At 46.2% G+C, this 14,875-nt stretch carries 11 protein-coding genes; 2 read left to right on the top strand and 9 right to left on the bottom strand.

The window, feature by feature from the left end:
• Positions 1 to 56 precede the first annotated feature (56 nt).
• Positions 57 to 662: an RNA polymerase sigma-70 factor gene (locus ESB13_RS19845; RefSeq protein ID WP_129005445.1), complete on the bottom strand. Its 606-nt coding sequence runs from the start codon at positions 660 to 662 to the stop codon at positions 57 to 59.
• 71 nt (positions 663 to 733) lie between these two features.
• Positions 734 to 1,402 carry a phosphatase PAP2 family protein gene (locus tag ESB13_RS19840; RefSeq protein WP_129005444.1) on the bottom strand — a complete coding sequence of 223 codons (669 nt, stop codon included), beginning with the start codon at positions 1,400 to 1,402 and terminating at the stop codon, positions 734 to 736.
• Positions 1,403 to 1,575: 173 nt separating this feature from the next.
• Here ESB13_RS19840 and ESB13_RS19835 point away from each other — a divergent pair, with 173 nt between their 5' ends.
• Positions 1,576 to 3,126: a sensor histidine kinase gene (locus tag ESB13_RS19835; protein ID WP_129005443.1), complete on the top strand. Its 1,551-nt coding sequence runs from the start codon at positions 1,576 to 1,578 to the stop codon at positions 3,124 to 3,126.
• Positions 3,127 to 3,135: 9 nt separating this feature from the next.
• Here ESB13_RS19835 and ESB13_RS19830 read toward each other — a convergent pair whose 3' ends face one another.
• From ESB13_RS19830 to ESB13_RS19820, 3 genes are all read right to left on the bottom strand, one after another.
• Positions 3,136 to 3,555: a response regulator gene (locus ESB13_RS19830; RefSeq protein WP_129005442.1), complete on the bottom strand. Its 420-nt coding sequence runs from the start codon at positions 3,553 to 3,555 to the stop codon at positions 3,136 to 3,138.
• Positions 3,556 to 3,638: 83 nt separating this feature from the next.
• Entirely contained in the window at positions 3,639 to 5,402 is a 1,764-nt protein-coding gene (locus ESB13_RS19825; protein WP_129005441.1) for a DUF2339 domain-containing protein, read from the bottom strand.
• A gap of 38 nt (positions 5,403 to 5,440) precedes the next feature.
• Complete coding sequence (locus ESB13_RS19820) at positions 5,441 to 5,809, bottom strand: SpoIIAA family protein (protein ID WP_129005440.1); 369 nt, start codon at positions 5,807 to 5,809, stop codon at positions 5,441 to 5,443.
• A 75-nt stretch (positions 5,810 to 5,884) separates the two neighbouring features.
• Between ESB13_RS19820 and ESB13_RS19815 the strand changes: the two genes are divergently transcribed.
• A complete protein-coding gene (locus tag ESB13_RS19815; protein WP_129005439.1) occupies positions 5,885 to 6,856 on the top strand; it encodes an ABC transporter ATP-binding protein in 972 nt (323 codons plus the stop codon).
• A 183-nt stretch (positions 6,857 to 7,039) separates the two neighbouring features.
• Here ESB13_RS19815 and ESB13_RS19810 read toward each other — a convergent pair whose 3' ends face one another.
• Genes ESB13_RS19810 through ESB13_RS19795 form a run of 4 tightly spaced genes read right to left on the bottom strand, consistent with a single transcriptional unit; the run spans position 7,040 to position 14,857 of the window.
• Positions 7,040 to 9,184, bottom strand: a complete 2,145-nt coding sequence (locus ESB13_RS19810; RefSeq protein WP_129005438.1) for an endo-1,4-beta-xylanase — start codon at positions 9,182 to 9,184, stop codon at positions 7,040 to 7,042.
• 27 nt (positions 9,185 to 9,211) lie between these two features.
• A complete protein-coding gene (locus ESB13_RS19805; protein WP_129005437.1) occupies positions 9,212 to 10,177 on the bottom strand; it encodes a DUF5627 domain-containing protein in 966 nt (321 codons plus the stop codon).
• A gap of 33 nt (positions 10,178 to 10,210) precedes the next feature.
• Positions 10,211 to 11,977 (bottom strand): RagB/SusD family nutrient uptake outer membrane protein, encoded by a 1,767-nt coding sequence (locus tag ESB13_RS19800; protein ID WP_129005436.1) that lies wholly within the window; start codon positions 11,975 to 11,977, stop codon positions 10,211 to 10,213.
• A 30-nt stretch (positions 11,978 to 12,007) separates the two neighbouring features.
• The gene (locus tag ESB13_RS19795; protein WP_129005435.1) at positions 12,008 to 14,857 is read right to left on the bottom strand and encodes a SusC/RagA family TonB-linked outer membrane protein; all 2,850 of its coding nucleotides are present in this window, start codon (positions 14,855 to 14,857) and stop codon (positions 12,008 to 12,010) included.
• Positions 14,858 to 14,875 lie beyond the last annotated feature (18 nt).

Raw genomic sequence — 14,875 nt, 5'->3', positions numbered from 1 at the left:
GGTAATACTCCTCATACCAATAAAAACGCGCAACAAAACGAGAGGGACCGTTCTTATCAAAAAAATAATTCGAGCAGGACAAAAAGGGGGATATAAACACCCAGGCGCTGTTTTAAAAAGTCTTCTATCGACTGCCTGGCCAGTACAATCTGGTTTTTAACGGTGTTCTGAGACATATTCAGTTTTTCTGCTATTTCAGCATGAGAGAGCTGTTCTTCCCGGCTAAGCCTGAAAATGAGCTGTCGTTTCGGGGGCAGTGCATGAATGGCCTGGAGCAGGAGTTGCTGCGCTTCGCGGAATGAGACTTTGTTCAGCGTATCGTCGGTATTTCCCTCCTGCCCTGCGACGCTATTCAGCCATTTGTATTCTACGGCCTGCCTGCGCAGGTAACTGAGGGAGAGATTGGATGCTACGCGGAATAGCCAGCCTTCGGGTTTTTCCATAAGCCCTACCGCCTCGCGATGCTGCCAGACGCGCAGGAAGACATCCTGCACCATTTCCCTTGCTATTTCTTCCGTTTTAACCACTTTGAGGATGGCTGCGTAGAGCCCAGGGTTATAACTATGGAATAAAGCACGGAAAGCCGCTTCATCGCCCGTTGCCAGGCGGCGCCAAATAAGCTCTTCGTTATGTAAATTATCCCCGTTCAATATAAAGGCCACTAAATCTGTTTAGCCAGAACCCTGCAAGTTAATTTTTTTAGCGGACTGTGTAGCTTAACATCCGGTTAATACTAGACCAACCATTTCTTACCGTCCCAACTGAAATAGATAAAACATACAGAAAGCCATATGAGGGTAACGGAGAACCCCGCGAGTACATCGCTGGCATAGTGTACGTGCAGATAAATCCTGCTGAGGGCAATGGCGCAAGCGAACAGGAAAAACAATACAGATAATAGTATTTTCATGCCTTTCCCTAAGGTCAGCCGCCATATGACGGTGATGATGATACCACAAAAGGTGAAGGCTGCAAGCGAATGGCCGCTGGGGAAACTATAACCTGATACCTGGTCGAGGTGCGGTAGTGCTGGCCTGCTGCGCTGGAAGATATTTTTAAGGCTGGCTCCCAGCAGCCAACTCACTGCCGCAATAGCAGCGATCATAGCTGCATATTTCTTTCTACCTTTTGTTAACAGATAGATAATCAATACTATATAGAAAGGAAACAGGAAATAACCGCTTCCAAAAAATGTGATAATCAAGGTAAGGCGGGTATTGCCGGGTGTTTCAAAGGCATCAAAAAAGCGAAAGGCTGCTTCATCAAAAGCCGGTGCTTTTCCGGCAAACACCTCATTGGCCAGGAAGGCGAACACTAAAAATGAAAACAGGCAGAGTACGGCAGCGACGAGCAAATCTGCGGAAAACAGGCGCATCCATCTTGCTTTTGATTGATCCGGCATATATATATGAAATTAAACGTGAAATTAAATATATCCTCTATATTTGAATCCTATTAGTTCTTCAAATCCGATCCAATCCATCCTTCGCAAATTCCGAACTATTAATTATCCAGTATTCTATGCAATTTTTTGATAGTGTTTAAACGCATCACTGAACTGCATAATAATACTGCATGCTTTCAATTATACGACGTTTCAAAGATATTTCGATTGCCAAGAAGCTCTACTTCACGGTAGGCATTATGGCGCTGTTGATAGGAATAGAACTATTTGCGCTGTTTTTTTCACTGAATACTTTATCGGCTATCCGTGGCTTTGTAGGCGGAGAAGGGCTGTGGTCGAAGGCGCAGAAGAATGCTGTTTACCAACTGCATTTATATGGTTTAAGCCGCCAGGAGCAGGATTATCTTCAATTCAAGGAATACCTGAAGGTGCCATTGGGTGATGGCCGTGCGCGTCAGGAGATGGCGAAACCGGATATGAATATAGAAGTGGTACGCCAGGGTTTTATAGAAGGTGGTGTTCATCCCGATGATATAGATGGCATGGTAAAGCTCATCAGGCGTTTTCACAGCAATTATTATATCAATCAAGCCATAGTAGCCTGGACAGAGGCTGAAGCTTCGCTCTGGGAGCTCATCAATATCGGAGAGCGATTACATGAGGAACTAACTATCGGCAATGCCTCGCCTGACACCATACAGAATTTACTGGGGCGGATAGAGCCCATCAATCGCAGCATCACTGTACGTGAAGATGCTTTTTCTTACGCATTAGGAGAAGGTTCGCGCTGGCTCGAACATTTTGTACTGAAGCTCCTGTTTGGCGTAGCCCTTACGGTTGAGATATCGGGGATACTACTGGCGATGTATGTAAACCGGCGCATACAAATAGGCTTACACAGCATACTCGATGCAGCGAAGTCTTTTGCAAAAGGGGACTGGGGTCACCGTGCCAAGATACATGCCCGTGATGAAATAGGCATGGTAGCAACGGCCTATAATGCCATGGCAGCGAGACTACAGGAACATATCATTGAAATAGAGCTGAAGAACAAGGAGCTGGAGCAACTGGCCTATGTTGCCAGTCATGACTTGCAGGAGCCCCTGCGTACGAATGCCAGCCTTGTTGAACTTTTCCGTAGTGAGTATGGTCCCATGCTCGATGCACAGGGCATACAATACCTGGACTTCATGTCGGAAGCCAACAACCGCATGCAGCAGTTGACAGCGGCCCTGCTCGATTACAATCGTATCGGCCAGAACAAACAACTGGAGATAGTGAACTGTAATACATTGCTACAGTCGGCACTCAACGATCTCCATGTTCTCCTGACTGAAAATAAAGTGGAATTAAAGGTAGAAGTATTGCCACAGTTACCTGCCTATGCCGTAGAATTAAAGCTGCTTTTTCAAAATCTTATTACCAACGGCATTAAATTTCAGCCACCGGGCAATACACCTGTTATCTCTATCGGATGGGAGCGGATAGCTACGGGCTGGCAGTTTTATGTATGCGATAATGGTATTGGTATTCCGAAAGACTACCATGAAAAGATCTTTATCATTTTCCAGCGATTACATTCCCGGAATAAATATGAAGGTACAGGTATTGGCCTTGCCCATTGCAGCAAAATAGCAGCCTTACACAACGGCCGCATATGGGTAGAATCGAATACAGGCGAAGGCAGCTGTTTTTATTTCACCATAGAAACGGCGCTTTAAGTTATTGTTTTACACACATGCCAGCGAAGGGAAATGTCGTTGCAATACGCCTTGCAGCATTTCTTTGTTCAACGGTTTGTTACGAAACTCCGCCACTACTTTTATGGCATTGGCCTTCAACTGATCTTCCAGTAAAGGGGAGGTGGTCAACATTACAATCACTGTCTGTTCGCCTTCCGGGTGCTCTATGTTGGTATAGGCCTCCAGGAATTCCCAACCATTCATACGCGGCATATTAATATCGAGAAAGATAAGGTCAGTGGACTTGCCTTCCAAACAAGCTTGTTTCAGATAGTCAATAGCCTCCTGGCCATTTTCTTTGACGGTAATGTCTTCGGCGCAATCGATTTTTTTCAATAAGTGTGCGTTGATAAAATTAGTAGCCGCATCATCATCTATCAACAAAATACTTCCTAATTTTTGCTTCATACAACGGGAACGGAAAAGATTTAGCAATAGTGCAAAATAATTAACGCCCCAGACAAAACACTGTTCATTTTGTTCAGCCCAAACTAAAGCCCCTGTTCATTTTCAGGCTCTTTCGGCATCAGCACATTTTTGTATTTATTATAAAGAAATGAGGCTACCAGGAGGATAATGCCTGTGAAAGTCATTACGATCGTTTTGGCGATCGTAGATAAAGCCGAGAGATCGTATATAAAGAGTTTCAATATCGTACAGGTGAAAATAAAGATTGCCCAAATCCTCCAGTTTTTTTTATCATAAGTAAGTCCCAGAAAAAGAATTGCTAATGCATATAAACCCCAGATAACACTCAGGCCGAGTTTATATTGGTTCCGTGCGCCTGAGCGTGTTAGCCAGTAGAGGTATTCGTTACATATACAAACGAGCAGGAGTAGTTGAAAAGCGAGTACCAGCAAAGATTTCACATCGCTGCGGACCACCAATTTCCTGGTACTTCTTTCAAGCGCCACACAAGCCAGCGCAATACCTGTCATTGCCATATATCTTTCCCAGAGCAGCGCATTTGCCCAAAAGAGATCATGGAACAGGCTAATTACCGCCACCAGCATTACGGGTATCGCCATATCGAAATATAAACGGCGATTTGTACGAATGGCGACCACAGCCAACATAACAGCTTCCAACGACCACAGCAGCGTTACCCAGCCACCATCGAGTTTTACAGGAATAGCTATCGAAAGGAATAACAGCCCCAGGCCTACAATAAATTCTTTTACGCTTTTATCGGCCAGGTCTGCTTTGTAAATAAAATACCCTACTATGAAATGAAAGACGGCATTTAGCATTGTAAAAGCAGCCAAGCTGCCGGCCTCCTCAAAGAAATGACCAGTTACTGCGTAGCCCAATATAAAATAGAGCAATGCATTTGCGAGCAGCACTATCATTTCTGATCGTTCGTACAATGCCTTTCTGAATATTTTATAGGCCAGGAAGGTCACATAAAAAGTAATGAACTGAATCGTCAGAAAGCCAAGTCCTGCTGCCAGGGGAGTCCCTTTCACATCGCGGGTAACCACCCAGAATAGATAGAGCGCCCATGTAATGATGAAAGCAATCCTGTAAAGCAGTTTCCATTCCCTGCGGAAAGAGAGCACCAGGATACCCGCATTTATCACTGCCGTATACGTAAAGAGTACGAGAATATTACCACTACCATCGCTAAGCAGAAGCGGTATTGCATAGGCAGCCACCTGTCCCAACAACGCAATTACCTGCTGATCGTACCAACATGCCAATGCTACCGCTGCTATAGTAGTAACCAGCATCAATACAAACGCAAGGGGCTGTGAAAAGAGATGGTAAAAACCAAATGCCGAATAAGTAATAAAATATACAACGGCGACGCCACCACCGACCAACACGGCACTGAACTGCGTATATTTTTGTTTCAGCCAGAGCCCTGTTGCTACCAGCAGCAATGCAGCAACATAACCTCCCGCCATACGTACAGCGGGGCTTACGAGGTCTTTGTCTATCGCATATTTGGCACCGATGAAGATGCCTATGATGGTAATAAGGATACCTACTTTGCTGATAATATTGGTTCCAATGAAATCTTCCAGGGACTGGCCTGAAGAAAACTTACCCGTCCTATTCCTGGCACGAGGCAGGACAGTTTGGGGAACAGCAGGAGTTTCAGAGGCAGCAGGCATTATGGGTGTAGCCGACTGCCCCGATGCGTTCCACTGTCTTTCCAGTTCCGTAATCGACACCTGTAGCTGAAGCTGTTCCAGTTGCAACTTTTTAAGCTGTTGCTTTAAAATGGTAAGCTGTGCATCGAAGTCTTGCATAAGCCGCCAATTGATGGTAAGCAGCAAGGTAACAAATGTTATTCACCTGTAGCGGTCCAGCGAACAGCCTGGGGCAGTTCTTCGATCAAAAAGCCACGGAATTCGCCGGGTACCAATACGCTGAATATGTCGGTAAACGTGCCCAATGCTTCAGAATCGGAGACTATAGCTACGCGGTTCCATTTGGTAAGTTCCTGGAGACCCAGCGAGAGATCCTGCATCCAGGCGCCTGCCGTCCAGTCTTTCAAGGGAGAATCTATGATCATCAGATAATTAAGTTCTCCATATTTGATCACGACCTGGTCAACTACCGGCATTACTACGGTTTTAAAATCTTCTTTAGTCACTTCTCCTACGGCTCTAAACCCGGCGACATTCGCGGGCACGTCGGTTAATATTTCAATCATAGGTCTGTTTTTTAGATATTCAGCTGCAAAATTCTCACCAGAATGAAATGTGGGGTTCTCTGTTTATTTTTGGGTATGAATTTTCTAGAGGTATCCGGTGTTAGTAAAAAAGCAGGGAAGACATTTGAATTAGAGCCGCTGAGTTTCGATTTACCCCGATTCAGGAAACTGGCTATTGCAGGCGAAACGGGCTCGGGGAAAAGCACGCTACTGAAAATGATTGCCGGCTGGATATCATCTGACACGGGAGAGATCAGGTTCGAAGGTACCCGTCTTAAAAAGATCCCCGATGAAAAGCTGATTCCCGGCCATCCCGGTATCGCTTATCTTTCGCAGCATTTCGAACTGGCAAACTTTCTTACGGTAGAACAGGTATTAAGTTATGCCAATGAGCTTAGTGAGGCAGAGGCAGCTACGGTGTATGAAATATGCCGTATCGATCATTTACTGGAGCGCCGGACAGACCAGTTATCCGGCGGAGAAAAACAACGGATAGCGCTGGCGCGCCTGCTGGTTAACGCGCCACGCCTGTTATTATTGGATGAGCCTTTTTCGAACCTCGATATGATTCATAAAAACCTGCTTAAAACAGTGTTGCACGATGTGGGCGAGCAGCTCGGCATCACCGGAATACTGGTATCGCACGATCCGCAGGATACCTTATCCTGGGCCGATGAACTTATTGTATTAAGGGCAGGCGCTATTGTACAACAGGGTACTCCGCAGCAACTATTCCATCAGCCCGCCGATACCTATGTAGCAGGCTTATTCGGTAAATACAACCTGTTGCCTGTCCACACCGCCTTACCCGGGTTGCCACCTGCGCAGGAAACAAAAACACATTATATGATTCGTCCCGTACACCTCAAAATAACCGGCGACGGATGGCCTGCAATCGTACAGCAGGTACGCTTCTTCGGCAATTACGAAGAACTGGATATTACTACAGGCGATCTTCAATTACTGGTTCACTGCGATACCGGAACCGCCCGGAAAGGAGATACCATCAGGCTCTCCGCTTCACCAAACAACATCTGGCAGTTGTAACAGCATGGCTTGCCTTTCACGCTCATCCCGGGCTTTAGCGCTGCAATACAATTGTCACAAAACACATAAGCCGGTCATCAAAAAAAACTGACGCGTCATGAAAATGACGCGCCCTTGAAATCAACTGCCATTTTCCTTCCGGTGGATCAGCAGCACTAAACATATAAGCCATTGCCTACAGGCTTATTTAGCGTTTTCCTCCAGCGCGCGGGCTACATAAGAATAAGCCAGCTTTCTTACATATCCTTCCGTCCAGATGCCGATGGGTTCACCAGCCCTCCAACTGGAAGAAGCCGGGCTATCCAGCGGGCTCCACAGTGTAATGCCATAACGCTGTGCTGCCGGTACGTTTTTGAAATATTCATCAATAACATACTTGTACATTTCGGCCTGTGCCTGGTATTGCGCCTGTGTTGCATCGGCAGTTTTCACACCTCCCAGACCAATGTCAAGCTCCGATATTTTAACCAGCTTTCCGGTAGCAGCCAGCAGCTTAAACATTTCGGTGATATTTGTTTTGCTGGTGTTGATATCAATATGCATCTGCGTACCGATGCCATTTACTTTTGCGCCTTTGCCTTCCAGGTAATTCACATACGCTATGATGCCTTTACATTTATCAAGATTGTATTCGAGGTTATAGTCATTGATAAAATGCAGATCAGTGGTATTACCATATTTACGCGCCAGCTGAAGCGCTTTCACCGCATAGTCTTTGCCCATATAATCCTGCCAGAAGAATTCATCCTCGGCAATTTTGGTTCTACCTATGCCGGTTTTCAATTCATAAGGCTTTCCATCGTCCATAGGTTCGTTCACCACATCCCATGCTTTTACATAATTTTTGCTGACGCCAAGCATGCCAGCAATCCAATGTTCAAGGGCTGCAGTGATGATAGCATCTTTTTCCGCAGCAGTTTTTTCAATGATCTGGTCTTTAGCGCCTCCATAGCCTTCTCCCAAAGCCGAAAGCCCGCGCGAAGAGTTATTACCCCATCCTGCCCAGCCATTGGCGCCATTTTCAAAACCTCCGTTAGGTATTACACTCACAACACTGCCTGCCGGCGTAAGCGTTACATTGTCGATAGATACTTTTCCGGCAAAATCACCGAAACTGATTACAAAACGATTCCGGTCGTTTTTGGTAGTGGTGGTCTTGAGCTCAAACTCCTGCCATGCCTGCGTTAAACTCACCGTCCCAAAACTATTCGATGAATAGTCGGCAGAAGACTGCAATTCGGCCCTGATAGTTCCTGCTTTATTAGCCTTCGCAGCAAACCGGAGCGTGTATTCTTTGTTATTGTCAAGCGCAGGAAGATCGTATGCTACCTGTGCGTCCCAGAAATTGCTGGCCGTAGGGTTGGTGAATGTAAAAGCGTACCCGGCATCGCCGCCGCCTTTTTCATTATACTTTTTAAGCGTCACATTATCGAAGTAATAATTGGTAGCAGTTTTCCCGAGATTGAATGCAATGGCGCCACTCCCGGCCATATCGGCAGTAACCGTTATCTGTTTGGTGTAAGTAGTCCAGCTTGTACCTGATGAAATGCTGCCAAAGAAATCCCAGTACTTATAGGTATAAGGAACTGTATGGGCCTGGGTGCTGAACGATGCTGCCGCATCGGATCTAACATCCATGCTAAGGGTATATTGCTCTCCAACTTTTACCGCAGGAGAAAATTTGATAAAGAACTGTGCATCCCATTCATTGGTACGTACGGCATCGTTGGTTATCTTCAACGCTCTTCCTTTACCGCCGGCACCCTGTCCGGATGCTGTAAACGATAATTTGGCGTTCGCATTCGCCTCATAGGCCGATGCATCATCCGTTTCAAAATCAGCGCCGGCCACCAGGTCCCATGTAGGCGTTGTTTGCCCCGGTATAATCACAGGCTCGATAAGACTGTTCAAATATTTCGCATTCTGGTTGGCATGCCAGCACAGGGTATGACCATATACGCTCACGCCGGCAGCAGAAGCTACAGAAAGTAATTTACTGACATTGTCCAGCGACAAGCTGCCGTCAGCCTGCACAACTGCCATATGTTTCATCTCCCACCCAAGGGCAAACTCATCAAAATTCCTGTTGGCAAGCCGGAACATAACGCCTTTATTGACGTAATCCGACAACCCCAGCGCTGTTCCTAATTTGAAATTGGGATGTTTGGTTCTGTTGATATAAGTTTTCAATGCAGGATAGGAATCAATGTCCTCCTGGAGCGCTACGGTTTCCGGCATATCAACGGAATATTCCAGCGCGCGGTATTTGGTACAGGAGACGACTATCATGACGGCGCAACCTGCAATAATTTTATAGATATTATTCATATGACTGCTATTAAAATTGAGATAGCATTATTTATTCCTGGGAGAAAAAGTATCCATGGTAACGGCACGATCCCTGGCAACCAAGGTATCTGTAGTAGCCACATGCATACCGGGCAAGTCCACCTGATAATTAAGATAAATGGCATCGCGGTCTTTGGCGCCCCAACTATTCTTCTCTCCTTTTTTCACGAAAGAGCCGCTCCCCGAAGCAGTGATACCCGTAGTAGCAGACGACACCGTACAATTACCATTATCGTTGAAGCTGAGCAAGAGGGTGCAATTGATGTTGGCGCCATCCTTATCTTTAAAAACAACCGGCAACTCTCCCTGCTTCAATGAACGGGTAGTGATTTTATTGACCTCGTCCTGCTCCACATATTGTTTATGCCTGACCACAGTCTGATTCAGACTTCCTGTAACTATGTCTTTACCACGACGCAGGTAATTACCATGCCAGGTATTTACATATCTGATGGCATAGAGCACGAAGTCTCTACCTGACAAAACCGAATCGGCACCGGCTACACCTGTTATTTTCAGGGGCAACACATAGTTATTTCCAATAGCCAGAGGGTCATCAAAAAAGGCATCCGTAAGCTGCACTTCTACCCCTCCGGCCAATTCGCCTTTGGGTATCGTGATGGTATTAGAAGCCAGTGTAAAATATTTATCCGGCAAAGGCAATATATCCCCTCCTCCATGATTGGCATCGAACAACATGCCGTTGCCGAGCAACGTTTTGTCTACAGCAACCGTTATGTTCACATCATGTTTGCTATAATAGACACCACCGGTTGCCGCAAAAACTTTGCATTTATGTGCATTGTCGAGATCAGTATTAACAGTGAGGTCCTCTCCCAGCGTAATAGTGCGTACAGGATACTGGTATGCAAAATAAACTGTCTGGTAGTCGTAGTCCGGGAACTCCCTGTCTTTGTTGCACGAAGTAAGCGCAACCAACAGGAGAGATAGTATAACAGTTATTTTTTTCATCGTTACTATTTTCATTTTTTATAAATAAATCCCCTATCTCCATCCGGAGTTTTGTTCAAGCGCACTGAACTTAAGCACTTCACCATAGGGGATGGGACCATAATTCATAAAAGGCTGGAACAGTCTTTCTTCCACAGCAATAACAGCAGGCACATTGTTGCGGATACTAACTCCTTTTGCCTGTTCATTTAAAGCCGCCTTCCATCTGCGGAGGTCCCAGAAACGGAACCCTTCGAAAGAGAGCTCCAGCCGCCGTTCATTGCGGATCAATGCCCTCATGGATTCTTTGTTTCCGGCAGCTGCTTCCAGGTAGGGGTCGCCATTCGTACCCACTCCGGCCCTGCGGCGTATTGCTTTAATTACATCGTAAGCCGAGTAACTGTTACTACCGGTACCTAAAGGCCCCCAGGCCTCGTTGGCAGCTTCGGCATAAATAAGGAAGAGCTCGGTATAGCGGATGTGAGGCGTATAGTGTTTCTGGTTGTTGGGAGAATTGGGATTCAGGTTCACATCCTGCCTGAGCAGTTTACGCAGGTAATAACCTGTACGCGTAGAGCTTTCCACTTTGTTAAGCGCGTCATTGGTGGTGCCATCGGCAGCTGTATTAATAGCAGTACCGGAAGGTCCTGCGGTTGCTCCGTTCACCAGCACAAAAGCTTTAAGGCGCGGGTCGCGGTTATCGTATGGTTTGGCGGCATTATAGCCGCTTGCCGCATCAGTTATAGGGTAACCATTGGCCATAGGAAAAGCATCCACCAGATTCTGAGTAGGATTAATACGTCCACTACCAAAAAGTGTAGGCGGAAAATTAGCCTGTTCAAGATCACGGTTAAGCCCCCAGTTGGTACGCCAGAGTATTTCGGGCGGATTGGCGCCATCTGCCAATGCATCAATTTCGGCAGTATTCGTGTACCAGGTAGCGCCGTTCGATGCGAGCCCCGATATACCTCCTTTCAGGTTAAGCACCCTGGCGGCATTATCGGCAGCATTGGCCCAGGTAGTGGTATTTCCGGAAGCATAAGCCGGACTGGCCGCCAGAAGCGCAGCTTTTGCCTTTATTGCCATAGCAATACGTGCCGTTAAAAAGCCCCGGAATGCAGAGCCAAACACCCTGTTGTAGTCTTCCCGCCCTATGCTCCCGTATTTTGCCGGGATTTGCGAAGCATTGGCAATGTCTTCGAAATCGAGCGGTAAGAGGCTTTCTGCTTTTTCGAGATCACTATAGATCTGTTTCATGCAGTCTTCAAAGCTGGCGCGCGGAAGATTAAAGTTAGACGTAGTGCCCTGCGGATCTAATACAAGGGGAACACCCAATAACTGCCCTCCCTCAGCCACACCGGCATGCGAACGCAGCAGGTAAAAGAAAAACAATGCTCTTAGCCCATACGCTTCTCCTTTGAAACGCGTGGCGAACAATTTGCTTACTTTTTCATCTGCCGTCCATTTTACCTTGTCAATTTCTCCCAGCATGATGTTCAGGTACTGAATGGCAGCATAACTGTTCGTCCACTGATCAATCGGGTTGTTATTAGCCGTCCATTGCCCATTGGCCATTTTAAGAAAGTTGTTATTCTTATCGTTGCTCACGGCATCGTCGGTAGCTACATCGTTAAAGGAAAAGCCGTTTGTAGGTAAACGGTTATAGCCGTTCAATAAAATGCCGTAAGGAAAACGTGCATCACCGGGTACATAAGCAGCAGAGTCGAGGGTCCTGTTATTCTCTATGGCCGGTTCTATAAGATCCTTACAGCCCGTAGAGACCATTGCCCAGACAGCTAAAACGAATACTATTTTTTTCATATAGCAATGATTTAAAGTCAGTTTTACTTATCAGAATAAAGCTTTCACGCCCAGGTTGAACAACCTTGTCTGCGGCGCGGCGCCTATATTCATTTCCATCAGTTCACGTTCGGCAGAAATGGTGAGCAGGTTATAACCTGCCACGTATACACCCAGCTCCTTCATCCATTTGTTTTGACCGATGACTGAAGAGAGGTCATAACTTACCTGTACTTTGGCCAGATCGAAGCGATTAGCCTTGTACATCCAGAAATCGGAAGACCTGAAATTGTTGTCGCTGCTGAACGTAGTCAAACGGGGATAAGTAGCCGTGTTCTTGGTGGCTTCGGTCCAGCGGCCACGTACCACTTCGGAATATTTATCCTCACCGTCAACCCAGAAATAAGAATTGTTCTTCATACCGCGTGCACCAAAACCACCGGTGCCCAGCACAAAAACAGTCAGCTTCTTCCATTGCGCAGTAAAATTGATGCCCAGGTTGAGCGGAGCCCCAAACCAGCCCCCGCGGCCCAGGAACACCTCATCCCGGGTATCAATAATGCCATCACCGTTCTGGTCTTTATATTTAATATCACCAGGCTTCACCTGGCCAAAAGACTGCGCAGGTGAACTGCTGATATCGTTTTGGTCTTTGAAAAAGCCAAGGCTCTGCAAACCCCATATCGCATCCAGCGGTTGCCCCTTACGGTTCTGGTAATCATTTTCCCATACTTCGGCTCTTTTTGTAGCAACCGTTTTATAATACATACCGTTTACACCCAGCGTCCAGTTCACTGCCCCTATGCGTTTTGTATAACTCATCCCGAAATCGAAACCAACACGTTTATCATCGTTATAATTAACATAAGGAATGAAAGAAGACACCGGCCAGCCGGTAGAAAAATAAGAGGGGAAGAGAACTGATGCCTGTACAATGTTGCCGGTTATTTTATTCAAAAAGAACGAACCGTTTATCCTGAGCGATCTTTGAAAAAAAGTACCGTCTGCCCCAATGCTGATTTCCTCTCTTTTCGGGAAAACCATATTGGGATTGTCTCCCCGCCTGGAATCTGTTGATTGAACACCGGTGCCATCTTTCCATCCCACCCAGGCTCCCTGGCTGGTATAATAACCCTGGTACAGATAGTAATCACTGATATCCAGATCGGAATGCAGAATACCAGCCGAAGCCGTCAGTTTCAGCTCGTCTATCCAGCTTACATGTGCCAGGAATTGCTCCTGACTCAACCGCCATCCAAGGGAAACCGTGGGAGAAAAAGCCCTGCGGTTGGCTTCAGGTAATTTGGCCGAATGAATAAGTGCTGCGCTGAAATTCGCATAATAACGGTTCCGGAAATTATAATCGGCCTGGAAGCCTAAGTTGGCATTACTTACCCGGTGGTATACTGCAGATTCGGACTGTTGAAAGCCGTTCACCAGTATTGCTGCAGATACATGATGCTTTTCTTTAAAAGAATTATTATAATTGAGCTGGCCGCTCACTGCAATCGTTTGCCTGTACCAGGTATTGCTTGCATTTTGCACACCCGACTTTGCATCCTGTCCATATTTGGTAAGCGTACCGATAAGATCGGAGCCATCGTAATTCACCCATGAAGGCGCATAGGTTGCAAATGAATTATTATAGGAAAGGCTGTAAGATGTAGCATAATCTACAGCCATATTTGCCTGGAAAGAAAGGCCTTTCAGTACCTTGGTAAGGTCGGCGCCTATGCCTGTCCTGAATTGAAACTGGCGGCTGGTATACTGATTATGACCGCCGGAATAAATGACGGCAAAAGGATTGCTCTGATCCAGCTGCGTTCCACCCAGCAGGTATTTCCCGTCTATGATATTATTACTGTTCTGCACCAGCAGTTGCGAAACAGAATCATCGGGCTCAATCAGGTTCAATGGCAGTAACGGAGAAAAACGATAGGGTCTGAGTGTTGCGGCGCTGCTCCAGTAGTCGGCATTCACACCTTTACCAGAATAGAATATAGCATTGGCGTCTACGTTGCAGGTGATATATTTATTGATATTGATATCAATATTCCCCCTTACATTAAACCGGTTGGAACGATTGTTCTTTACCGCCTCGCCAAAATTCAGCAACCCTCCCGAGGTTTGATAGCCAATATTTGTATAATATTTTGCCTTTTCGTTGCCGCCTGTTATTTCAGCGATCACATCGCTTCTGTTATACATTTTCTTCAGGTAATCAGAAGCATAATAATCTACATTGGGATAACGATAAGGATTGGAGCCTGAAGCGAAATGATAAATGGTTTCATCGCTGTAAAGCTTATCAAGTCCGTCGTTTTGCCGCGCTTCGTTATACAGGGTCATATACTCAGCCGATCCCAGGTAACGGGGATATCTTTTGGGAACCTGCATACCGCTGTTCACACGCACATTTATCCTGCTATCGCCAGCCTCTCCCCTCTTAGTAGTAATAAGCACTACCCCTTTTGCCGCACGGCTACCGTATAAAGCCACCGCGTTTACGCCCTTCAGAAATGTGATCTGCTCAATTTCAGCAGGCATTACATTATCTGCCTGCCTGGGCACACCATCTATAAGCAACAAATAACTACCCATACCCCAGAGGCTATTGCCATTATATCCGGGTGTAAATGCCTCTACACCTTCCAGCGTATAGGTCATATAGTTCTTATTCATCAGTTCGCGCACATTCACAGCAGCTACATCGGCAGGTAAATCGTTGGGTTTTACTTTGCGGAAGGCTAGTTGCCATCCGGTATTTTCAATGCTGTATACAGGCTCCTGTTTCACCAGCGAATCGCTTCTGTTACCTGCAGTTTGCGCATGCAATACCGCAGGCAGCTCTGCCAAGGCAACAGAGAGCAGCAGACAGATCTTTATAACTAAATCTTTCATCTTAATTATTTTGTGTAT

Origin of the sequence: Filimonas effusa (genome assembly GCF_004118675.1) — a bacterium.
GTDB lineage: Bacteria > Bacteroidota > Bacteroidia > Chitinophagales > Chitinophagaceae > Filimonas > Filimonas effusa.
The sequence above is the reverse complement of the archived record's forward strand: the minus strand, read 5'-3'. Positions and strand labels throughout refer to the sequence as shown.

Bases quoted from the DNA above. Each gene is read 5' to 3' on its own strand.
- ESB13_RS19840 (WP_129005444.1), bottom strand. From the start codon at position 1,402: ATGCCGGATCAATCAAAAGCAAGATGGATGCGCCTGTTTTCCGCAGAT.
- ESB13_RS19835 (WP_129005443.1), top strand. From the start codon at position 1,576: ATGCTTTCAATTATACGACGTTTCAAAGATATTTCGATTGCCAAGAAG.
- ESB13_RS19830 (WP_129005442.1), bottom strand. From the start codon at position 3,555: ATGAAGCAAAAATTAGGAAGTATTTTGTTGATAGATGATGATGCGGCT.
- ESB13_RS19825 (WP_129005441.1), bottom strand. From the start codon at position 5,402: ATGCAAGACTTCGATGCACAGCTTACCATTTTAAAGCAACAGCTTAAA.
- ESB13_RS19820 (WP_129005440.1), bottom strand. From the start codon at position 5,809: ATGATTGAAATATTAACCGACGTGCCCGCGAATGTCGCCGGGTTTAGA.
- ESB13_RS19815 (WP_129005439.1), top strand. From the start codon at position 5,885: ATGAATTTTCTAGAGGTATCCGGTGTTAGTAAAAAAGCAGGGAAGACA.
- ESB13_RS19810 (WP_129005438.1), bottom strand. From the start codon at position 9,184: ATGAATAATATCTATAAAATTATTGCAGGTTGCGCCGTCATGATAGTC.
- ESB13_RS19805 (WP_129005437.1), bottom strand. From the start codon at position 10,177: ATGAAAAAAATAACTGTTATACTATCTCTCCTGTTGGTTGCGCTTACT.
- ESB13_RS19800 (WP_129005436.1), bottom strand. From the start codon at position 11,977: ATGAAAAAAATAGTATTCGTTTTAGCTGTCTGGGCAATGGTCTCTACG.
- ESB13_RS19795 (WP_129005435.1), bottom strand. From the start codon at position 14,857: ATGAAAGATTTAGTTATAAAGATCTGTCTGCTGCTCTCTGTTGCCTTG.